The following is a 20,465-nucleotide window of genomic DNA, read 5'->3' as shown; positions in this document are numbered from 1 at the left end:
CTTTGTCCGCAAAGATGCGGCTGCAGCATCGGCTGTTGATCGCCAAAACAGCGGTATGGCAGCAAGTGTCAGGATGATTGGACAGATTGCGATGTCATCTGCTTTGCGGAGGAGCGAGAGCAATTCCAGCAAAAGTGTGAAACGGTTTCCGTCCGGAATTGCGTCAAAACAAAAACAAAAAGATAGAGCGGTTCGGCGTTTCCGAAACGATGAACCGTTCTAGGCCGGACGGCGGGCGGCCTCGGGCTGCTTGCGCGCCGCAAGAAACTCCTTGACCCGGCGGCCCGGTGCGGGCCCGCGTACCGGCTTCAGGCCGTCATCGAGCTCGCCGGACAGATCGATCGTCGGCCGCTTGCCGACGGCGTCGTAATTTTCTTCCAGCCAGTCACTGGCCGCGGTGCGGCCGAGGTCGCGCAGATAGGCAAGGAACGCCCATTCAGCATTGACCTTGGACGATGCCGACAAATCCTTGAACGCTTCGTCGGCATCGATGCGGTGCATGCGTATGTCGCGATATTCGCCGTGCGGCAGTCGGCCGGCGGCGATCAATTCCTTGACGAAGGCGATCGAGCGGAATTCGCGCAACAGCCCGGCATTGAAGGTGATCTCGTCGATGCGATTCTGGATTTCATTGGCGCTCTTCGGCGTCCCCTCGCGGACCACCGGATTGATCTGAACCAAAAGCACGTCCTCGGTGGCCGCCGTCTTGAAAAACGGGAACAGTGCCGGGTTGCCGCCATAACCGCCATCCCAATAGGGCACGCCCTTGATCTCGACGGCACGGAACAATTGCGGCAGACAGGCCGACGCCATCACCGTGTCGAGGTCGATCTCGCCGTCCGAGAAGACCCGCAACTGGCCGGTCTCGACATTGGTAGCGGATATGAACAGTTCAATCGACTTGCAGGCGCGCACATTGTCGAAATCGATCTCACGTTCGACCACGTCGCGAAGCGGATTGATGGCGAGCGGATTGGCGACATAGGGCGAAAATACCCGAGACATCGTATCGAACAGGAAATAGCCGGGTGTGTTCTCGATCGACCAATTGCCCCAGGCGACGTCCCAAGGCATGCGCTGCACCGGGCTGAAGCGGCCCTTTGCCGCCACCGCACGCCAGAAATCGTCGAGCTTCCGCCGCGCACCCTCGACGCCGCCGCGGACAAAGCCGTCGGCCAGCGCCACGGCATTCATGGCGCCGGCGCTGGTGCCCGAAACCGCCGTTATATCGAGGCGCCCGTCCTCCAGCAGCCGATCGAGCACGCCCCAGGAAAACGCCCCGTGCGAGCCGCCGCCTTGCAGCGCGATGTTGATCTTCTTTGGCTCTTCCACCTTGCCGTTCTTCGGCATGGCGTGGCCCTTGACCGCTGGATGGCTCACTGAGCGGTCCAGCCGCCATCGACAGAGATGTGCGTGCCGTTGATCTGCGCCGCCGCATCCGAGCATAGGAACACTGCCGCCGCCGCAACCTGCTCGACGGTAACGAACTCCTTGGTCGGCTGCTTTTCGAGCATGACCTCGCGGACCACCGTCTCGCGGTCCATCTTGTTGGCCTTCATCTGATCGGGGATCTGCGCCTCGACCAGCGGCGTCAGCACATAGCCCGGACAAATGGCATTGCAGGTGATCTTGTCGCGCGCCAGCTCCAGAGCGACAGTCTTAGTCAAGCCCATAATGCCATGCTTGGCCGAGACATAGGCCGACTTGAACGGCGAGGCGACAAGGCCGTGGGCCGAGGCGACGTTGACGATCCGGCCGCCACCGGCCTGTTTCATCAACGGGATGGCGGCGGCGATGGTGTGGAAGGCCGATGACAGGTTGATGGCGATGATCGCATCCCACTTCTCGATCGGGAAGCTTTCCACCGGCGCGACATGCTGGATGCCGGCATTGTTGATCAGGATGTCGACCGAGCCGAATGCCTCGGCTGCCTTCGCCACCAAAGCCCGGCACTCGGCCGCCTTTGACATGTCGGCTTTGACATAGGCGGTCTTCACCTTGTGGTGCTTCGCGATCGCGTCTGCGATGGCGTGGTCGTCTGCGGTATCGGAAAAGGAATTGACGACGAGGTTGCAGCCTTCGGCCGCGAGCGCGTGGGCAATAGCCAGGCCGATGCCCGAGGTAGAACCCGTGACTATGGCGGTTTTTCTGGTAGTCAAGGCTGGCTATTCCTTTGAAGTGGGTTCCCGCGGAACCATGTTGCACTGCAGCATATAGGTTCTCTGCCATCCAAGAACAGCGGATGTGTGGAGCAATGACATGAAATTTTTGTCATGAGGACCTCTCTTATCTCGACGAGAGAGGTGTCCGGCACCGGCTATTGCGACCGGTTTCCGCAAGTATGCGAGGGAAAAATCCTCAGGCGACGAGGTCTGGGACCGGCCCGATATAGCGCGACTGCGGCCGGATCAGCCGTCCGCTCGTCTGCTGCTCGCGCGCATGGGCAATCCAGCCGGCGACGCGCCCGGCAGCAAAGACATTGGTGAACGCCTCTTTCGGAAAGCCCGCCGCTTCCAGCAGAAGTGCTGTGAAGAACTCGACATTGGTCTGGAGCGAGCGCGACGGCTTGGCGATGCGAAGCACTTCGAGCGCCGCTTGCTCGACGCTTTCGGCAAACCCCAGCCGGTGGGCGGCTACGCCCTTGGCGCCGAGTTGCCGCACCACCGCTTTCAGCACGTCGGCACGCGGATCGCGCACGCGGTAGATGCGATGCCCGAAGCCCATGATGCGGCGGCCGCGCCCGATCTCGTCACGCAGCCAGCCGGCGGCGTCGCCATGCGCCTCGATCGCATCCAGCATCTCGATCACCGGACCTGGGGCGCCGCCATGCAGCGGCCCCTTGAGCGCTCCGAGCCCGGCCAGCACCGCCGAAGTAAGCCCGGCCTGCGTCGAAGCGACCACGCGCGTGGCGAAGGTCGATGCGTTGAGGCCATGGTCGCAAACCGTCACGAGATAGGCATCGAGTGCCTTCGCCAACTTCGGCGAGGCCGCAATGCCGGTCAGCATCCGCAGCATGTCGGCGGCATGATCGGCCTTGCTATCGGGCGCAATCGGGCTTTCGCCGCGCTGCAAGCGCAGCAAGGCCGGCGTCAGCACGGCAGGTGCTGCAACCAGCCGCAGCGCGTCCGGCAATTTGCTGCCGTCCGGCAGCAGCGCAATGCCGGCGCGCATCGCGCTGTAGATATCGAGGGATGCGAGAAACGGCAGCAAGGGTTCGATCTGCCCGAACACTTCGCTGCGCGCCCGACCGATCGCGTTCGCCAGCTCCTTGTCGTCGGGAAAATCGTCGAAAAAGCCGTCGAACAGCAGATGGACCACCTCGGCGTATTTCCAGCGGCCTGCCAGTTCGGGCAACGAATGGCCCCGGATGGTCAGGCGGCCGCCAAGACCATCAACATCGGAGAGCACCGTTTCCGCCGCCACCACATCATCGAGCCCATTCGCCATTGGTTTTCTCCTTGACCCTTTCCGCGCGGTAGATAAGGGTTGGCGACTGGATCATCAATCTTGATCAACAGAATCAACATGACAGGACTGACATGACGGAGTGGCTGACGCGGGACGAGGCCCTGGAGCGTCTCAAGGTGCGCGCCCAGACGCTCTATGCCTATGTCAGCCGCGGGCGCATCGGCATGCGGCCGGATGGGGCGGATCCACGCCGTAGCCAGTATCGCGCCGACGACATCGCGGCGCTGGCGAGCCGCCGGGCGCGCGGCCGAAATCCTCAGGCCATCGCCGAAAGTGCAATTGCCTGGGGCGAGCCGGCGATAGCCACCACGATCTCGACCGTTTTGCACGGCCGCCTCGTCTATCGCGGCCAGGATGCGGTTGCACTCTGCGAGGCTGCCACGCTGGAGCAGACGGCAAACCTGCTTTGGGCGTCTGACGCACCAGTGTCGTTTGTCTCGGCGAGCCGCCATGGCAACGGCGCAACTGGCCGGCCGGCCGCCTTCGCGGGATTGGCCGCGTTGGCGGCCAAGGGCCGGCCTTCGCTCGGCCGCCGATCAGCTTCGCTCAACCACGATGCGGCCGGCGCCATCGCCGCCTTGGCCCAGGCGCTCGGCGCGATTCCCGGAACCGGTGCCGTGCACGAAAGGCTGGCGCGGCGATGGTCGCTCGATGCGGCCGGCGCAGACTTGATCCGCCGCTCGCTCGTACTGTTGGCCGATCACGAATTGAACGCATCGACCTTCGCCGCACGGGTCGCCGCGTCCACCGGCGCACCTGTTTCGGCCTGCCTGCTTGCCGGCCTCGCCACGCTCTCCGGTCCGCGCCATGGCGCCGCCGCGGAGGCCGTCATGATATTGGGTGAGGATGCGCAGAGATTGGGGCCGGATGCGGCCGTCGGACGCTGGCTCGGTCACGACATGCCACTGCCCGGATTTGGCCATCCGCTTTATCCCGACGGCGATCCGCGCGCCGAACCTTTGCTGGCCGCTATCGATGTCGATGACGGGCTGCTGCGGCTTTGGGATGCGGCCTTTGCGGCAACGGGCATGCGCCCGAACGTCGATTTCGCCTTGGCTGCCCTGACGCGCAGCCTCCGCTTGCCGTCCGATGCGCCGTTCCGTCTGTTTGCGCTCGGCCGCAGCGTCGGCTGGGCCGCGCACGCGGTGGAACAGGTGACAAGCAACGGCCTGATCCGGCCACGCGCCCGCTACCAGGGACCGCTGCCGGAGTTCCATTAGCTGGTGGCGCAATCCCGGTCCCTTTTTTGGGTGCTGGCGGATTTAAGCTTTAGATGGAATGGTCATACGGTTCATGAAAAGTCGGAGAGCCCGCTGCGCGGCCAGGGCTGGCGGCTCGGACGGATGCCATTCCCGGAAATGACCATCGAGCGCCATGCGTGCCAACCCATACACGAGTGCACGCGCGGCAAGCACAAGATGATCAAAGTCGGTGTCGGGAGCAAGCCGACCGTGTTGTTGCGCTTGCGTCAGCAAGTCGATCATCCTCCGCCGAATAGCCTCATTCTGATGACGAAGGCTGTCCGACGCTTCAAAATCAATTAGGGTTCTGGAACTGATGATCTGGAAATGCGTGGGGTTGGTAATTGCCCATTCCAGATAGCCTTGTCCGATTGCTTCGAAAGCCTCAATGGGATCTGCGCTGCCGATTTTCGACTGCGCCTTGGCAACAGCCTCTGTCAGCCGATCCATGGCCTGTTCGGCGACCGCGGTTAGCAACGCTGTTTTCGATCGAAAATGCCGGAATGGTGCGCCGGGTGAAACGCCGGCACGTTTTGCGGCTTCGCGTACGGAGACATGCTCGGCTCCCCGTTCCTCGATGATCTCCACGGTTGCCGTGATCAAGGCCTCGACAAGATTGCCGTGATGGTATCGCTTGGCATGTCCGGCTTCGTCGGAATCAGTAGTCTTGGTCATCTCAGCCAAATAGCACGAGAGCGGAATGTAATCGCTGATTATTTCCCTTGTGTTCGAGCACTGCATATGTAATCAGTGTTTACATCGCAACGGAGGTTATCATGTTTCGCATCATCGCAACGACTGCCCTCGCTTTTTCCTTATTGTCGCTCGTGTCTGCCGAGGCCGAGGATCGGCCCACCCTGGAAATCGCCTGGCCGACCGCAGGTTCAGTTGTCGAACTGGGCAATGCTCCTGAGAAGGCGATAGGCGTCGTCGTCAGGAGCAACTTCAGGCTGCTCGCTGCGGGTGAGTGCGGGGAAATCAGCCAATGCGGCCACGTGCATATGAAGATCGATCCCGACGGAGACACCTGCAACATCCCCGGCAAGCCGTACAACAGCATGAACAGCGACTTTGGCGGTGACCTTATCAAGGCCCGTTTCGGCCATTGCCCGAATGCCGCCGGCAGACACGTAATCGGCGTGCTTCTTGCCGATGATCATCACCGGCCCATTCTAGTAGACGGCAAACCTGTTACCGCTCTGGTGACGGTGACCACGAAATAGAGCATGCCACGATGCATAGCATGGATGACATCTCCGCCTTTCGAGACGAAGATGTTTATCACACGGTCTGCTGAAGGAAGTTTCGGCCGGCACTTCGCCAGCCGGCAGTCAGGACATCGTGTCGAGCTTGCGCTGCATCGCGGCGATCTGCTCCTTCAGTTCCTGAAGGTCGTCGGGTTTTTCCGGTGTTTCCTTCCTGGCCGGTTCGGCCGGGGCTGCTGCCGGCGCAGAGCCCGCAGGCGGGAACGGTGTGAACAGCCGCATGGCGTTCTGGAACATTTCCATGTTGCGCCGCGTCTGCTCCTCCAGCACCTTGATCGGCGTGGCGATCTTCATCATGTCCATCGGCGACTTGCCGAGCGCATCTTTCATCTGCTCGCGAAAGCGTTCCTGCTCCTTAGAGAACGCCAGCATTGACTGCTCGAGAAAGCTCGGCACGATCATCTGCATCTGGTCGCCGTAATAGGCGATGAGCTGACGCAGGAACGGGATCGGCAGCATGTTCTGCCCGTCCTTGTTCTCCAGCTCGAAGATGATCTGGGTCAGCACCGGATGCGTGATGTCGTCACCGGTCTTGGCGTCCTGGACAGTAAAGTCCTCGCCTTTTTTGACCATTTCAGCGAGATCCTCAAGCGTCACATAGGTGCTGGTGCCCGTATTGTAGAGACGGCGATTGGCATATTTCTTGATAACAATAGGTTCGTCTTTTGCGGCCATCTGCATCCTCCCCGGACACCGGGCAGCTTAAGTAAGCCGCCGGTAACGATTGCGCCTTTTTAAAGGATATGCGCAAAAGCGTCATGAATCCAAGCAGTTTGTGCAGTGCGGGAACATTTTATGCTGCGCAGCACGGACGGGCCGCCGTTGCAGCGACGTGCTGCATGCTTGCGGCAGTCGGACGCCATGCCCATTTCGGGTTTGACTCGGGTTGTGGAAAGGGCAAGAAAAGTCCCCGACGGCACCCGAAATCGTTCCCCGAAAGCCTGGAGAAGAACATGTCCGCTTCCAACGCCATCGTTGTCGCCAGTGCAGCGCGCACGCCTGTCGGCTCCTTCAACGGCGCCTTCGCCAACACGCCAGCCCATGAATTGGGTGCGGTCGCCGTCAGGGAAGCGCTTGTCCGTGCCGGCGTCGAGGGCAAGGAGGTGGACGAGGTCATTCTCGGCCAGATCCTGACCGCGGCCCAAGGGCAGAACCCGGCGCGGCAGGCGGCTATGGCCGCCGGCGTGCCGCAGGAGGCTACCTCCTGGGGCCTGAACCAGCTCTGCGGCTCGGGCTTGCGCGCCATCGCGCTCGGCATGCAGCAGATCGCCCAGGGCGACGCGAGGATCATCGTTGCCGGCGGCCAGGAATCGATGTCGATGGCTCCGCATGCGCAACATCTGCGCGGTGGCGTCAAGATGGGCGACTTCAAGCTGATCGACACCATGATCAAGGACGGCCTGACCGATGCGTTCTACGGCTATCATATGGGCAACACCGCGGAGAACGTCGCTCGCCAGTTCCAGATCACCCGCGACGACCAGGACCAGTTCGCACTGGCTTCCCAGAACAAGGCCGAGGCCGCGCAGAAAGCCGGAAAATTCAAGGACGAGATAGTTGCCTTCACAGTCAAGGGCAGGAAGGGCGACACCGTAGTCGACCAGGATGAATACATCCGCCACGGCGCGACAATCGATGCCATGACCAAGCTCAAGCCGGCCTTCGACAAGGAAGGCACGGTGACGGCAGCTAATGCCTCCGGCATCAACGACGGCGCCGCAGCTGTGGTGCTGATGACCGAAGCGGAAGCCGCAAGGCGCGGCATCACACCTCTGGTGCGTATCGTTTCCTGGGCGACCGCCGGCGTCGACCCGCAGATCATGGGGACGGGACCGATCCCCTCTTCGCGCAAGGCGCTGGCCAAGGCCGGCTGGTCGGTCGGCGACCTCGATCTGGTCGAAGCCAACGAGGCCTTCGCCGCGCAGGCCTGCGCCGTCAACAAGGACATGGGCTGGGACCCGGCGATCGTCAACGTCAATGGCGGCGCCATCGCCATCGGCCATCCGGTCGGTGCCTCGGGCGCCCGCATCTTCAACACGCTGGTCTACGAGATGCGCCGCAGAAGTGCCAAGAAAGGTCTTGCCACGCTGTGCATCGGCGGCGGTATGGGCGTTGCCATGTGCGTGGAAGCATTGTGATGAGATAGGCGATACGAGTAGGATGCTGGTGCAAAGCGAGTAGGGAATAGAGGGCAAACCCCACCGCTTCAACGCGCAGCCATCTGCATTTCCCGGGAGGACACATGACAAAGGTTGCAATCGTCACAGGCGGGTCGCGCGGCATCGGCGCGGCGATATCGGTCGCCTTGAAGAGCGCCGGCTATTCGGTGGCCGCAAACTACGCGGGCAACGAGGATGCGGCGGCAAAGTTCAAGGCAGCGACCGGCATCCCGGTCTATAAATGGTCGGTCGCCGACTATGAAGCCTGCACTGCCGGCATCAAACAGATAGAGGCCGATCTCGGTCCCGTCTCGGTGCTGGTCAACAATGCCGGCATCACCCGCGACGCGATGTTCCACAAGATGACGCGCGAGCAATGGAAAGAGGTCCTCGACACCAATCTTTCCGGCGTCTTCAACATGACGCATCCGTTGTGGGGTGGAATGCGCGACCGCAAGTTCGGCCGCATCATCACCATCTCCTCGATCAACGGCCAGAAAGGCCAGGTCGGCCAGGTCAATTATTCGGCTTCGAAGGCCGGCGACATCGGCTTCACCAAGGCACTGGCCCAAGAAGGCGCGCGCGCCGGCATCACCGTCAACGTCATCTGCCCCGGCTATATCGCCACCGAGATGGTCAAGGCGATGGACGAGAAGGTGCTCAACGAGCGTGTCATCCCGCACATCCCGGTCGGCCGTCTCGGCGAGCCGGAGGAGATCGCGCGCTGCGTCGTCTTCCTCGCTTCCGACGATGCCGGTTTCATCACCGGCTCGACCATTTCAGCCAATGGCGGCCAGTACATCAGCTGAGGCTTGGGATGTCGCGGATGCCCCCGTACCGGCCCGACGGCAGGTACGGGCAGATAGCCGGGCTGTCACGCGGCAAGCTTCAGCGCTGGGCTGGCTTCAGGCTGGGTTCGGGTAATTGAACCTGCCTTGCACGCGGGTGCCGGCAGACGGGCAAGCGGTGCCCGGCTGAGGCCCGACAGCTTCAAGGCGATGCGGCGCTTCAGGAATGGTGTGAGGTTCAGCACCGATAGTACGAGGTTGCGAACGAACCGCTTCACTGGACTGCGGGCAAGCGCCATGCCGGTCATCATGCCAGCCAGGTCAAGCACCTCTTGGGCTGCCGGGCGTCGCAGCGTTTCATAGAGTTCGAGCTCCGCTTCGGGGCGCACGCCGTTCACCACGTCGCCAAGCAATTGGCCAAGCACGACCGCGTCGACGATGCCGGTATTCATGCCTTGCCCTCCCGCCGGACTGTGCACGTGCGCGGCATCGCCCATCAGGAACAACCGGCCCTTGCGGTATGACCGGACCAGGCGGTGATGCACGCGAAACCGCGAGCTCCATTTCAGCTCAAGCACCCGGCCTCGTCTGCCGGTCGGTCCGCGGCTGTCGAGCAGCACCTGTATGTCTGCGACTGCGGGTTTTTCCGGTGCATCGTCCATTGTCGCGACGACGCGGTACGATCCGTCTGGGAGCGGCGCCACCACCACCAGTCCGGCTGGCGCAAAGAACAGCGATACTTCGGTTGGCCCAACCGGCCAGTCGAGACGAACGTCGGCGAGAACGAACGACGCCTCATAGGCCGCGCCGTCGAACTCGATGCCGGCCGAGTTGCGCACCAGGCTGTGCATGCCGTCGCCGCCAACGACGTAACGTGTCGATATGATCTTCTCGCGGCCGTTCTCGACCACCGTCACGCGCGCACCGTCAGTGTCCTGAACCACCGCTTTGGCCTCGACCATGCGGTGGATCACGCCGCCCAGGGCGGCAATCCGCTCGGCGAACACCTGCTCGGTGAGATTCTGAGGCAGCATCATCAGATAGGGATGTCTCGACGGAAGCTTTCCGAAATCGAGCTTGAGCAGTGCCCGGCTGCGATCTCGGATGGCGAAATTCTGCAGCTTCAGGGCAAGTTCGCTCAGCCGCTGCGTGACGCCCAGAGGCTCCAGCGCTTCCAGCGTCTGAGCGTGGATGACGCCGGCCCGCGAGGTCTGAAGGCCCTCCCCAAGCCTGTCGATCAGAATATGGTCGACCCCGGCCTGGTGCAGCACGATGGACAGCGCCAAGCCGGTCGGGCCGGCGCCGATAATCAGGACTTCCGTTGCATCAGGCAACATTTTCGCTCTCCATTTATCAACACATGTTGACTTTCTAGCCGAAGCCATTGCATTTGTCAACAGCCGTTGGCATATGGATTTCATGAGCGAGAATCAGCAGAAGAAAACCAGCAAGTCGGACCGCACCCGCGCCCAGATCCTCGAAGCCGCGAGGCTGCTGTTCGCCAAGCACGGCTATGACGGCGCCTCCATCCGCGACGTCGCCGCCCATGCCTCGATCGATCCGGCCATGGTGATCCGCTATTTCCGCAGCAAGGACGAGCTATTCGCCAGAGCGGCGGTCGTCGACCTGAAATTGCCGGCACTGCGGGTGATCGATCGAACCGCCATCGGCAAGACACTGATCAGGCGATTTCTCGAAATCTGGGAAGATCCGGCCAACGGTACCGGCATGGCAATTCTGCTGCGGTCGGCGACGTCGAACGAATTCGCCGCCGAAAAGTTGCGCGATGTATTTGCCAACCAGGTGAGGCCACTGGTTGCGGCGGTCGCTGATCCCGCCGATGCGGGCCGGCGGGCCGGACTCATTTCCAGCCAGCTGCTGGGTTTGGCGATGTGCCGTTACCTGCTGGGCCTACCACCGGTCGTCGCCCTGTCTCACGACGAAATCATCCAGACCGTCGGCCCTACATTGCAGCGCTATGCCGTCGGAGAGGACGTGCCTTGAACAAGCCGTTCAGCGTGAGGCCGAGTCTGAGCCTCATGCGGCAAGTGCGCCGACCGATTGGCCATGACGCCGGCGTGTGCCGAACCAGCACGCAAAGGTTAATGGCCGCTGCGCAGCCTGTGCACAATCCGTCCCGCAGCCTGTGGATTCTCGGTGGAGAAGCTGTTCACAACACAACATGTTGCGGTGAACAAACCAAGAAACTTCGGCTATCTCTGATTCGTCGCCGATTCGTTCCGGCTTTGAGCGGAACGTTAACGACGAGAGCTGAAAACGCCCTCGAAATGATTAAAGCGCGTTAGGAAACATCAATAATTTCATAATGTTGTGCGAAGCAGATTGGCCACCCACGACCATTCACCGGCAAAGGTTAACCATGGTGCTCGCCTGGATGCCGCTTGCATGAATCGGGCCAGTTCCCGTGATTCAGCATGTGGTGAGGTACGCCGGCAGAAAACCCAGATGTAGCCGTGAACAAAACCTGAATCGGCGAGAGTCAGTGATTCGTCGCTGATTCGTTCCAGACTCGTTCCAACTGTTAATCGGGAACAGATTTTCTGGCTTTGAAGCGACCAATCGGCCTGCCCTCGGCACATTCCGCTTTCGCTTCGCGCCCGAAATCCCTATGTGTCGCCTGTCATACGCGGCCAATATGGGCGCGCTCCCGACAATGCGAGGCGGAGAGCCTTATTTCCAGGCCGATGAACATCCATCCGAAACACACTGAACCGCTGATCCTGACCGGCCGGGACGTGACGGCCGTGCTCGGCCCGACCAACACCGGCAAGACCCATCTCGCCATCGAACGCATGGTGGCGCATGAAAGCGGCGTCATCGGCCTGCCGCTCAGGCTGCTTGCCCGCGAGGTCTATGCGCGCGTCTGCGAGAAGGTCGGCGCCCATAAGGTTGCGCTCATCACCGGCGAGGAAAAGATCCAGCCGGCTGGCGCGAAATACTCGGTCTGCACGGTGGAAGCGATGCCGCGCGAGACCGACGCCGCCTTCGTTGCCATCGACGAGGTCCAGCTCGCCGGCGATCTCGAACGCGGCCACATCTTTACCGATCGCATCCTGCATCTGCGCGGCCGCCAGGAGACGCTGCTGCTTGGCGCGGCCACCATGCACGGCATCCTGCAGCGCCTGCTGCGGGGCGTGTCGGTGGTGACCCGGCCACGGCTGTCGCATCTTGCTTATGCCGGCTCGAAGAAGCTGACCCGCCTGCCGCGGCGCACCGCGATCGTCGCCTTCTCGGCCGACGAGGTCTATGCCATTGCCGAGCTGATCCGCCGCCAGCAAGGCGGTGCCGCCGTCGTGCTCGGCGCACTCAGCCCGCGCACCCGCAACGCCCAGGTGGCGCTGTTCCAGTCGGGTGACGTCGACTACCTCGTCGCAACCGACGCCATCGGCATGGGCCTCAACCTCGACCTCGACCACGTCGCCTTCGCCCAGAACCGTAAATTCGACGGCTACCAGTACCGCAACCTGACAGCGGCCGAGCTCGGCCAGATTGCCGGCCGCGCCGGCCGGCATCTGCGCGACGGCACCTTCGGCGTCACCGGCCAGGTCGATCCGCTGGATGAGGAACTGGTCAAGAAGATCGTGGCGCATGATTTCGACCCGGTGAAAGTGCTGCAGTGGCGCACCGCGCATTTCGATTTAGCCAACCTCGATGCGCTGAAGCGCTCGATCGAGACCAACGCCCCGGTCGAGGGCCTGACGCGCGCGCTGCCGGCCGTGGACGCGCAGGCGCTCGAGCATCTGTCGCGCGACGAGGACGTCCGGGCACTCACCACCGATGCGAGACGCGTGGCGCTGCTGTGGGAAGCCTGCGCGCTTCCCGACTACAGGAAGATCGCGCCGGCCCAGCACGCCGACTTGATCGCCTCCATTTACATGGACCTTGCCAGGCATGGCCATGTCGACGAGAACTACATGGCCGAGCAGGTGCGCCGTGCCGACACCACCGAAGGCGACATCGACACGCTGTCGCACAGGATTGCCCAGATCCGCACATGGACCTTCGTTTCCAACCGACCCGGCTGGCTGGCCGATCGGGCACACTGGCAGGAAAAGACGCGCGAAATCGAAGACAGATTGTCGGATGCGCTGCATGAGCGGTTGACGAAACGTTTTGTAGACCGCAGGACTTCCGTCCTCATGCGGCGCCTTAGAGAAAACACGATGCCTGAAGCCGAAATCAGCCCAACCGGAACCGTCCTCGTCGAAGGCCATCATGTCGGCGAGCTGCAGGGTTTCCGCTTTACCGCCGACCAGAGCGCCGGCGGCGAGGACGCCAAGGCGGTGCGGGCGGCGGCGCAGAAGGCGCTTGCCGCCGAGTTCGAGGCGCGGGCCGAGCGCTTCGGCGCCTCTGCCAATGGCGACATCGCCCTGGGTTCGGATGGCACGCTGCGCTGGATCGGCGCGCCGATCGGCACGCTGGTCGCCGGCGAAGACGCTTTGAAGCCGCGTCTTGTCCTGCTGGCCGACGAGCAGCTCACCGGTCCGGCCCGCGACAAGGTTGCGGCGCGCGCCGAGCGCTTCGTCAATTTCCAGATCGAATCCCTGCTGAAGCCGCTGGTCGACCTCAAGAATGCCGAGCAGATCACCGGCATCGGCCGCGGCATCGCTTTCCAGCTTGTCGAGCATTTCGGCCTCATCAACCGTCGCGACATCGCCGACGAGATGAAGTCGCTCGACCAGGAAGGCCGCGCGGCGCTTCGCCGCCTCGGCGTGCGCTTCGGCGCCTACCATGTCTTTGTGCCGGCGCTGATCAAGCCGGCGCCGGCCGGGTTGATCACGCTCCTGTGGGCGCTGAGAAACGACGGCAAGGACAAGCCCGGCTTCGGCGATGTCGTTCACGCACTGGCCTCCGGCCGCACCTCGGTGGTCATCGATCCGACCTTCGACAAGACCTTCTACAAGCTTGCCGGCTACCGCAATCTTGGCCGGCGTGCTGTACGCGTCGATATTCTCGAGCGGCTGGCCGACCTGATCCGGCCGGCGACCAACTGGAAGCCGGGCCTCGGGCCTCGCCCCGATGGCGCCTATGACGGCCAGTCCTTCATGGTGACGCCGCCGATGATGTCGATCCTCGGCGCGACCGCCGACGACATGGAAGAAATCCTGAAGGGGCTCGGCTATCGCGCTGATGCCAAACCGGCGGCCGAGGTCAAGGCGCGGCTCGAAGCACAGGACAATGCCGCGCGCGAAGCGGCCGCTGCAAAGCAGGCGGCTGAAGACGCAACGCGAGTCGAGCAGGCGAGGATGGCGGAAGCATCTGCCGCGGCAGAGCCGCCGGCGGAGGCTTCGGAACCCGTGTCGGATGCGGCTCCCGTTGCGGAGGCGGCGGCCGAAGCTGTAACCGAAGCGACGGCAGAGCCTGTCGCGGAAGCTCCAGCCCCTGAAGCTGCGGCAGAAGTCACGCAAGAGATCCTGCCCACCGCCGAAGCGGTTGCAGAACCAGCGGCCGAGCCAAGGGCGGCGGAACTTGGGGCGGAAACTGAGGCTATGGCACCGGCAGAGCCGCCGATCTTCGAAACGACGGAAACATCGCCGGCCGAACCTGCAGCGACGGCGGAAGCAGTCGCCGACGACGCTGCCCCGGAGGCGGAGGAGCCAAAACCTATCCTGTTGTGGCGGCAGGGTCGTTTCGACCAGCGCCCGCGTCATCGCCAGCATGACCACCGCCCCCGGGACAATCAACGGGGCGCTCGCGCGCGCAATGGTCAAGCTGCGCCGGACAGTCGCAGCGATGCGCCGGTAGATGCGGGCGGGCAACCGACACCAGGCGACCGGGCCGCCCGTCAGGGGCGCCACGACCCGCGTGACGGCGCCGGCAAACCGCGCTTCGATCGCAGCAAGTTCAAGCCTAAACCGCAAGGCGAGGCTGGAGAGCAGCGCGCCGGCAAGCCACAAGGCGACCGCCCCGACCGGCGCGAAAACCGGCCCGACTGGAAGGCTGGCCGGCAGGACGGTAAAGGCAGCGCCCAAGGCGCAAAGCCCGCCTTCCAGTCGAAACCGCGTGAGGAACGCCCGGTCCGCTTCGACCCGGACTCGCCCTTCGCCAAGCTCGCCGCGTTGCGCGACCAGCTGAAGAAGTAAGCTGCTCGTCCAATGGTCACTGATGCCCGCCAGCGCATCGACAAGTGGCTGTTCTTCTCGCGCGCGGTAAAATCGCGCACGCTGGCAGCCAGGCTGGTCGTCGCCGGACGCGTCCGCATCAATCGCGACAAAGCAGCGCAGGCCTCCGATGCGGTCCGGCCGGGCGACGTTTTGACCATCACGCTGGAGCGGCGGATCTTCGTCTGGAAAGTCCTTGGCACCGGCGTACGGCGTGGCCCGGCCGAAGAGGCCCGCCTGCTCTACGAGGACATGTCGCCGCCCGCCACGCCCAAGGGCGAGGCGCTTCCGGATGCGGTGCCGCCGTTGCGCGAGGCCGGCAGCGGTCGCCCGACGAAGAAGGAACGCCGCCAGACCGACCACCTGCTCGGCGACGATTGAGCAAGGTCGAACGCCCGCTTTGCCGGCCTTCCGGAATTCCATTCCGGAAACCGCGGCACCGCTGGCAGGGGCCGCCCTTGCCACCAGCGGACAAAGGCGTTACCTCACCAAAAAAGCCCAACAAAATGGGACGTCCCGGAGCCGACCAATGACCTATGTCGTGACCGACAATTGCATAAAATGCAAATACATGGACTGCATCGAGGTCTGTCCGGTCGACTGCTTCTACGAAGGTGAGAACATGCTCGTCATCCACCCGGACGAGTGCATCGATTGCGGCGTCTGCGAACCGGAATGCCCGGCCGACGCGATCAAGCCCGATACCGAACCGGGCCTCGACAAATGGCTGCAGATCAACACCGAATATGCCGAGAAATGGCCCAACATCACCGCCAAGAAGGAGCCGCCGGCCGACGCTAAAACTTTCGATGGCGAAACTGGCAAGTTCGAGAAATATTTCTCCCCCGAGCCCGGCGAAGGCGACTGACGAGCCCGCCGGCTGCGGCCGCCTGACGCCGCTTAACAGACGTGATACATTAACTGCCTTGACAGGCGGCAACGGCGCGTGGCCTTCGCGCGTGCAGCAAAACCTTGATTCTTCCGACTTTTTGTGTTAAATCAGCCAAACATGCCGGTGACACAACGTCGATTTATGGCGCAAACGCCCCAAATCACTGAAAGGTGAATTTCTCAATCCGGACCAGAGCGATCTGGGGCAGGCGGTCGCAATGTTGCGATTTGCCGGTCCTGGCCTTTCCGGTGAGTTCATCGTTGTGTGGCTAAGGACCGGTCACCCCGGTCGCACGAGTTCGGGCCGGCACGATGCCGGTACCACAACAAGGAGTTCAGGGCGTAATGGCAACGATCACCCCGCAGAAGAAGTCCACCGCAGCGCGCCACGGTTTCAAGACCGGCGAGTACATCGTCTATCCGGCGCATGGTGTCGGCCAGATCGTCTCGATCGATGAGCAGGAAGTCGCGGGCCACAAGCTGGAGCTGTTCGTCATCGACTTCCAGAAGGACAAGATGCGCCTCAAGGTGCCGGTCGCCAAGGCGACCTCGATCGGCATGCGCAAGCTGTCGGAAGAGGATTATGTCGAGCGCGCGCTGAAGGTCGTGCAGGGCCGCGCCCGCGTCAAGCGCACCATGTGGTCGCGCCGCGCCCAGGAATATGATGCCAAGATCAACTCCGGCGATCTGATCTCGATCTCGGAAGTGGTGCGTGACCTCTATCGCGCCGACAACCAGCCGGAGCAGTCCTATTCCGAGCGCCAGCTCTACGAGGCGGCCCTCGACCGCATGGCCCGCGAGATCGCGGCCGTCAACCGCATGTCGGAGACCGAAGCGGTTCGCCTCATCGAGGTGAACCTCAACAAGGGCCCCAAGCGCGGCGCCAAGGCAGACAACGAGGAAGCCGAGCAGGAAGAGGCTGCCTGAGCTTTTCGCCTTCGAATCAGAAAAACCCGGCCTCGCGCCGGGTTTTTTGTTTTGGCTGACCGGTAATGGCCATTCTAGCTCTTGCCGCCGCCTTCCCGTTCCGCCTCCTGCTTCAGCGTGGCGATGAACCGCTTGGTCCGCTGGCGCTCGGGGTTGCTGAACAGCACCGCGGCCGGCCCTTGTTCGACGATGTTGCCGGCATCGAGGAACACCACTTCCCGCGCGATCTTCGAGGCGAGCCGCAGATCATGCGTCGCCATCACCATGGTCGTGCCCTCGCTGGCGAGCTTGCCGAGCACGTCGACCACCTCCTGCGCCAGTTCCGGATCAAGTGCAGAGGTCGGCTCGTCGCAGAGCAGGACTTTCGGCGAAGGCGCCAGCGCCCGGGCAATCGCTACGCGCTGCTGCTGGCCGCCTGACAGCGTCGCCGGCCAGGCGTCGGCCTTATGCGCCATGCCGACCTTTTCGAGCAGGGCGAGCGCCCGTCCGCGCGCTCTTTCCTTGGGCCATTTCAGCACCGTCACCAGCCCCTCCATGATGTTCTCGATCGCAGTGCGATGCGGAAACAACTGGAAATTCTGGAACACCATGCCGGTCTGCAGCCGCAGTCGCTGGATATCCCTGGTCGAGACCCTGCCGCCGGGGTGGAATTCGAGTGCATCGTCGCCGATCCGCACCGTGCCTGAAGTCGGCAGCTCGAGCAGGTTGATGCAGCGCAAAAGCGTGCTCTTCCCTCCGCCCGACGGCCCGACAAGCGCCGTGACGCTGCCTTCCTCGATGGTGACGGTCACGCCCTTCAGCACCAAATTGTCGCCGAAACGCTTTTCGATGTTGGTGAGGCCGATCATGCGCGCGCCTCCAGGAAGCCGCCATAACGGTTGAGCCGCGTTTCCAGCCGCGCCTGCAAGGCCGACAGCACGGAGCTCATGACCAGATAGAGAGCCGCTGCCTCGACATAGAGGATCAGCGGCTCATAGGTGGTGGCGACGATGCGCTGCGCCGCCTGGAACATCTCCGGCACGGTGATGGCGGCGGCGAGCGAAGTGTCCTTGACCAGCGAGATGAAGGTGTTGGACAGCGGCGGCACGGCGACGCGCCCCGCCTGTGGAAGAATGGTGCGCCGCATTGCCTGGGCCCAGGTCATGCCGATCGAATAGGCCGCTTCCCACTGGCCCTTGGGCACCGAACCGATGACGGCGCGGATGATTTCCGACGAATATGCGCCGATGTTCAAGGTAAAGCCGATCAGTGCTGCCGGAAAGGCGTCGAGCAGGATGCCGACCGATGGCAGGCCGTAGAAGATCAGGAACAGTTGCACAAGAAGCGGCGTGCCGCGGAATATCCAGACGTAGAAGCGGACCACGGCGACCAGCGGTTTGGGACCGAACAGCCGGACAAGCGCCACAACCAGGCCTAGGACAAGACCGAATGCAAACGACAGCAGCGTCAACGGCACGGTGAAGATGAGTGCGGCCCACAGCAGCGTAGGCAGGGATTCCAGCATCAATTGCAGCCAGTGCGGCACGAAGGCTCCTCCTTGCCAGATTGCCGTCGCTCATATCACGCGAAAGCGGCGGGCCGTCAAAAGACAGCTCGCCGCGATATGAACGACGCGGGCCGGCGTTCGGCCCACACGAGAAAGCCGTTTTACTTCGAAACGTCCTGGCCGAAATAGGTCTCGGCGATTTTCTTGTAGGTGCCGTCGGCCTTGATGTCGGCCAGCGCCTTATTGATGGCGGCCACCAGTTCCGGATCGCCCTTGCGCACGATGACGCCGGAATAGTCGGCGTTTTCCTCCTGCGCGGCAATCTTCACATTGGCGTCGGGCTTGTGCTTCTTGAAGTCGAGGAAGGACAGGCTGTCATTGATGGTGGCGTCGGCGCGGCCGGTAAGAAGAAGCTGGATCGACTGGTCGAAGCCGTCGGTGCCGACGAGTTCGGCGCCGTTGGTTTCAGCCAGCTTGCCGAAGTTCGAAGTCAGCGACTGCGCCGCCTTCTTGCCCTTGAGATCGGCGAAGCTCTTGATATCGGTGTTGTCGCCACGCACGATCAGCACCGCCTTGGAGGCGATGTAGGGATCCGAAAAGTCATATTTGGCCTTGCGCGCCTCGGTGATGCCGACCTCGTTGATGACGGCATCGTAGCGGTTGGCGTCGAGACCGGCGATCAGCCCGTCCCATTTGCCTTCGAGGAACTGGGCTTTGACGCCGAGGCGCTCGGCGATGGCCCGTGCGATCTCGACGTCGAAGCCGACGAGCGCGCCGGAAGCATCATGATAGGTGAAGGGCGCATAGGTTCCTTCCGTGCCGACCTTGAAGACGCCGGACTGCTTGATCTGGTCGAGATTGGCGCCGGCATGACCGGCGGCGATGGCCAGAACCTGCAGCGTTCCGGCGATAATAAGCGATTTGAGCCATTTCATTTTTCTGTGATCCCGTCCTTGGCCGATGTCCGGCGTCATTGCGAGTGCCGGAAAATGACAGATGCGCGATGCCGGAATAAGAAACTAAATTTCAAAAATCTCGCGCCCTTGAAATCCAATTCTCAACCAGCAGTTCCCGGCGCCATCCGGCTGAGTCAAGGCCGGTGGCGAATCGCCTGGAACAGCGCAATCGACATGACAGTCCAGGGGAACATTCCCCCGCATGGCACGTTCTTCGCTGTTGTAGGGCGCGGCGCCGCCATTTCAACCATCGGCGCCAACTCACGATTCGATCGCACCGCAACGCCTGAAGCAGGAGCGCGGCATGATGGAAGACAGTGCAGGACGGACCATGGTTCGCGCGGCGATGAAAGCCCCTTATCTGGAACGTGACGAAGAGCATCTCCTGGCGCTGCGCTGGAAGGAAAACAATGACCAGCACGCGCTGCACCGCATCACCGTCGCACATATGCGGCTGGTCATTTCCATGGCGTCGCGGTTTCGCCACTACGGCCTTCCGCTGGGCGACCTGATCCAGGAAGGCCATGTCGGGCTGCTGGAGGCCGCGGCCCGTTTCGAGCCCGAGCGCGAGGTGCGGTTCTCGACCTATGCGACATGGTGGATCCGCGCATCGATGCAGGACTATATCCTGCGCAACTGGTCGATCGTGCGCGGCGGCACCAGCTCCGCGCAAAAGGCGCTGTTCTTCAACCTGCGCCGTCTGCGCGCCCGCCTGGCAAACGGCGCCGAGCAGACGTCGAATGCCACGCTCTACCGCGAAGTGTCGGCGGCTCTCGGGGTATCGGAGGCGGATGTGGCGATGATGGATTCCCGCCTTTCGGCGCCGGACAGCTCGCTCAACACGCCGCTTGCCGACGATGCGGGCGCAACCGAGCGGATGGAGTTCCTGGTTTCGGATGACCCGCTGCCCGATGAGGTCGTCGGCGACACGATCGACGTCGAACGCCGCTCGGTGTGGCTGAAGACGGCGCTCGGCGCTCTCAATGCGCGCGAGCTCAGGATTATCGAGGAACGCCGGCTGAGCGACGAGGGCGCGACGCTCGAAGCGCTTGGCGAGACGCTCGGCATCTCCAAGGAACGTGTCCGGCAGATCGAGGCGCGCGCCATGGAAAAGCTCAAGGCGGCGCTGGTAAAGCAGAATCCGGAATTTCTCGCAGCCTGA

Annotated in this window: 19 protein-coding genes; 10 read left to right on the top strand and 9 right to left on the bottom strand. The window is 62.8% G+C overall.

The features are described from left to right. Window positions 1-219 precede the first annotated feature (219 nt). The 3 genes from NKJ84_RS00935 to NKJ84_RS00925 form a co-directional block, all read right to left on the bottom strand. Entirely contained in the window at window positions 220-1,350 is a 1,131-nt protein-coding gene (locus tag NKJ84_RS00935) for a patatin-like phospholipase family protein (protein ID WP_352476433.1), read from the bottom strand. Between the two features lie 26 nt (window positions 1,351-1,376). Beyond that, complete coding sequence (locus NKJ84_RS00930) at window positions 1,377-2,159, bottom strand: 3-hydroxybutyrate dehydrogenase (RefSeq protein ID WP_352504979.1); 783 nt, start codon at window positions 2,157-2,159, stop codon at window positions 1,377-1,379. Between the two features lie 199 nt (window positions 2,160-2,358). Beyond that, entirely contained in the window at window positions 2,359-3,447 is a 1,089-nt protein-coding gene (locus NKJ84_RS00925; protein ID WP_352504978.1) for a citrate synthase/methylcitrate synthase, read from the bottom strand. 92 nt (window positions 3,448-3,539) lie between these two features. Between NKJ84_RS00925 and NKJ84_RS00920 the strand changes: the two genes are divergently transcribed. Then, window positions 3,540-4,688, top strand: a complete 1,149-nt coding sequence (locus NKJ84_RS00920; protein WP_352504977.1) for a citrate/2-methylcitrate synthase — start codon at window positions 3,540-3,542, stop codon at window positions 4,686-4,688. Between the two features lie 42 nt (window positions 4,689-4,730). Here NKJ84_RS00920 and NKJ84_RS00915 read toward each other — a convergent pair whose 3' ends face one another. After that, entirely contained in the window at window positions 4,731-5,384 is a 654-nt protein-coding gene (locus NKJ84_RS00915) for a TetR/AcrR family transcriptional regulator (protein WP_352504976.1), read from the bottom strand. Window positions 5,385-5,485: 101 nt separating this feature from the next. Here NKJ84_RS00915 and NKJ84_RS00910 point away from each other — a divergent pair, with 101 nt between their 5' ends. Then, a complete protein-coding gene (locus NKJ84_RS00910) occupies window positions 5,486-5,932 on the top strand; it encodes a hypothetical protein (RefSeq protein ID WP_352504975.1) in 447 nt (148 codons plus the stop codon). 108 nt (window positions 5,933-6,040) lie between these two features. Here NKJ84_RS00910 and phaR read toward each other — a convergent pair whose 3' ends face one another. Beyond that, the gene (gene phaR / locus NKJ84_RS00905; RefSeq protein ID WP_254816501.1) at window positions 6,041-6,649 is read right to left on the bottom strand and encodes a polyhydroxyalkanoate synthesis repressor PhaR; all 609 of its coding nucleotides are present in this window, start codon (window positions 6,647-6,649) and stop codon (window positions 6,041-6,043) included. 278 nt (window positions 6,650-6,927) lie between these two features. Here phaR and NKJ84_RS00900 point away from each other — a divergent pair, with 278 nt between their 5' ends. Next, complete coding sequence (locus NKJ84_RS00900; RefSeq protein ID WP_254816500.1) at window positions 6,928-8,112, top strand: acetyl-CoA C-acetyltransferase; 1,185 nt, start codon at window positions 6,928-6,930, stop codon at window positions 8,110-8,112. Window positions 8,113-8,216: 104 nt separating this feature from the next. After that, on the top strand, window positions 8,217-8,942 hold the full coding sequence (phbB, locus tag NKJ84_RS00895; RefSeq protein WP_352504974.1) for an acetoacetyl-CoA reductase: 726 nt from the start codon (window positions 8,217-8,219) through the stop codon (window positions 8,940-8,942). Window positions 8,943-9,007: 65 nt separating this feature from the next. Here the strand turns inward: phbB and NKJ84_RS00890 are convergent, their stop codons facing one another. Beyond that, the gene (locus tag NKJ84_RS00890) at window positions 9,008-10,258 is read right to left on the bottom strand and encodes an FAD-dependent oxidoreductase (protein ID WP_352504973.1); all 1,251 of its coding nucleotides are present in this window, start codon (window positions 10,256-10,258) and stop codon (window positions 9,008-9,010) included. Between NKJ84_RS00890 and NKJ84_RS00885 the strand changes: the two genes are divergently transcribed. The 5 genes from NKJ84_RS00885 (at window position 10,194) to NKJ84_RS00865 (ending at window position 16,861) form a co-directional block, all read left to right on the top strand. Then, window positions 10,194-10,925, top strand: a complete 732-nt coding sequence (locus NKJ84_RS00885; protein ID WP_352504972.1) for a TetR/AcrR family transcriptional regulator — start codon at window positions 10,194-10,196, stop codon at window positions 10,923-10,925. The genes NKJ84_RS00890 and NKJ84_RS00885 overlap by 65 nt on opposite strands. A gap of 701 nt (window positions 10,926-11,626) precedes the next feature. Next, window positions 11,627-15,025, top strand: coding sequence for a helicase-related protein (locus NKJ84_RS00880; RefSeq protein WP_352504971.1), 3,399 nt, complete (start codon window positions 11,627-11,629; stop codon window positions 15,023-15,025). Window positions 15,026-15,037: 12 nt separating this feature from the next. Further along, window positions 15,038-15,424, top strand: coding sequence for an RNA-binding S4 domain-containing protein (locus NKJ84_RS00875; protein ID WP_254816495.1), 387 nt, complete (start codon window positions 15,038-15,040; stop codon window positions 15,422-15,424). A gap of 148 nt (window positions 15,425-15,572) precedes the next feature. Beyond that, window positions 15,573-15,911, top strand: coding sequence for a ferredoxin FdxA (gene fdxA / locus NKJ84_RS00870; protein WP_254816494.1), 339 nt, complete (start codon window positions 15,573-15,575; stop codon window positions 15,909-15,911). Window positions 15,912-16,279: 368 nt separating this feature from the next. Further along, window positions 16,280-16,861 carry a CarD family transcriptional regulator gene (locus NKJ84_RS00865; RefSeq protein ID WP_006327799.1) on the top strand — a complete coding sequence of 194 codons (582 nt, stop codon included), beginning with the start codon at window positions 16,280-16,282 and terminating at the stop codon, window positions 16,859-16,861. Between the two features lie 74 nt (window positions 16,862-16,935). On the opposite strand, the gene NKJ84_RS00860 is transcribed toward NKJ84_RS00865, so the two are convergent. The 3 genes from NKJ84_RS00860 to NKJ84_RS00850 all read right to left on the bottom strand — a co-directional run bounded on the left by NKJ84_RS00860 (window position 16,936) and on the right by NKJ84_RS00850 (window position 19,282). Further along, window positions 16,936-17,709, bottom strand: a complete 774-nt coding sequence (locus NKJ84_RS00860; RefSeq protein ID WP_254816493.1) for an amino acid ABC transporter ATP-binding protein — start codon at window positions 17,707-17,709, stop codon at window positions 16,936-16,938. Next, on the bottom strand, window positions 17,706-18,386 hold the full coding sequence (locus NKJ84_RS00855) for an ABC transporter permease subunit (protein WP_023721020.1): 681 nt from the start codon (window positions 18,384-18,386) through the stop codon (window positions 17,706-17,708). Before NKJ84_RS00855 ends, NKJ84_RS00860 begins: the two co-directional genes overlap by 4 nt. Window positions 18,387-18,508: 122 nt before the next feature. Then, a complete protein-coding gene (locus NKJ84_RS00850; RefSeq protein ID WP_352504970.1) occupies window positions 18,509-19,282 on the bottom strand; it encodes an amino acid ABC transporter substrate-binding protein in 774 nt (257 codons plus the stop codon). A gap of 325 nt (window positions 19,283-19,607) precedes the next feature. On the opposite strand from NKJ84_RS00850, the gene NKJ84_RS00845 reads away from it, so the two are divergent. Beyond that, entirely contained in the window at window positions 19,608-20,465 is an 858-nt protein-coding gene (locus tag NKJ84_RS00845) for an RNA polymerase factor sigma-32 (RefSeq protein ID WP_254816490.1), read from the top strand.

The organism is Mesorhizobium sp. M0048, from assembly GCF_040323405.1.
In the GTDB taxonomy this organism is placed as follows: Bacteria; Pseudomonadota; Alphaproteobacteria; order Rhizobiales; family Rhizobiaceae; genus Mesorhizobium.
The sequence above is the reverse complement of the archived record's forward strand: the minus strand, read 5'-3'. Positions and strand labels throughout refer to the sequence as shown.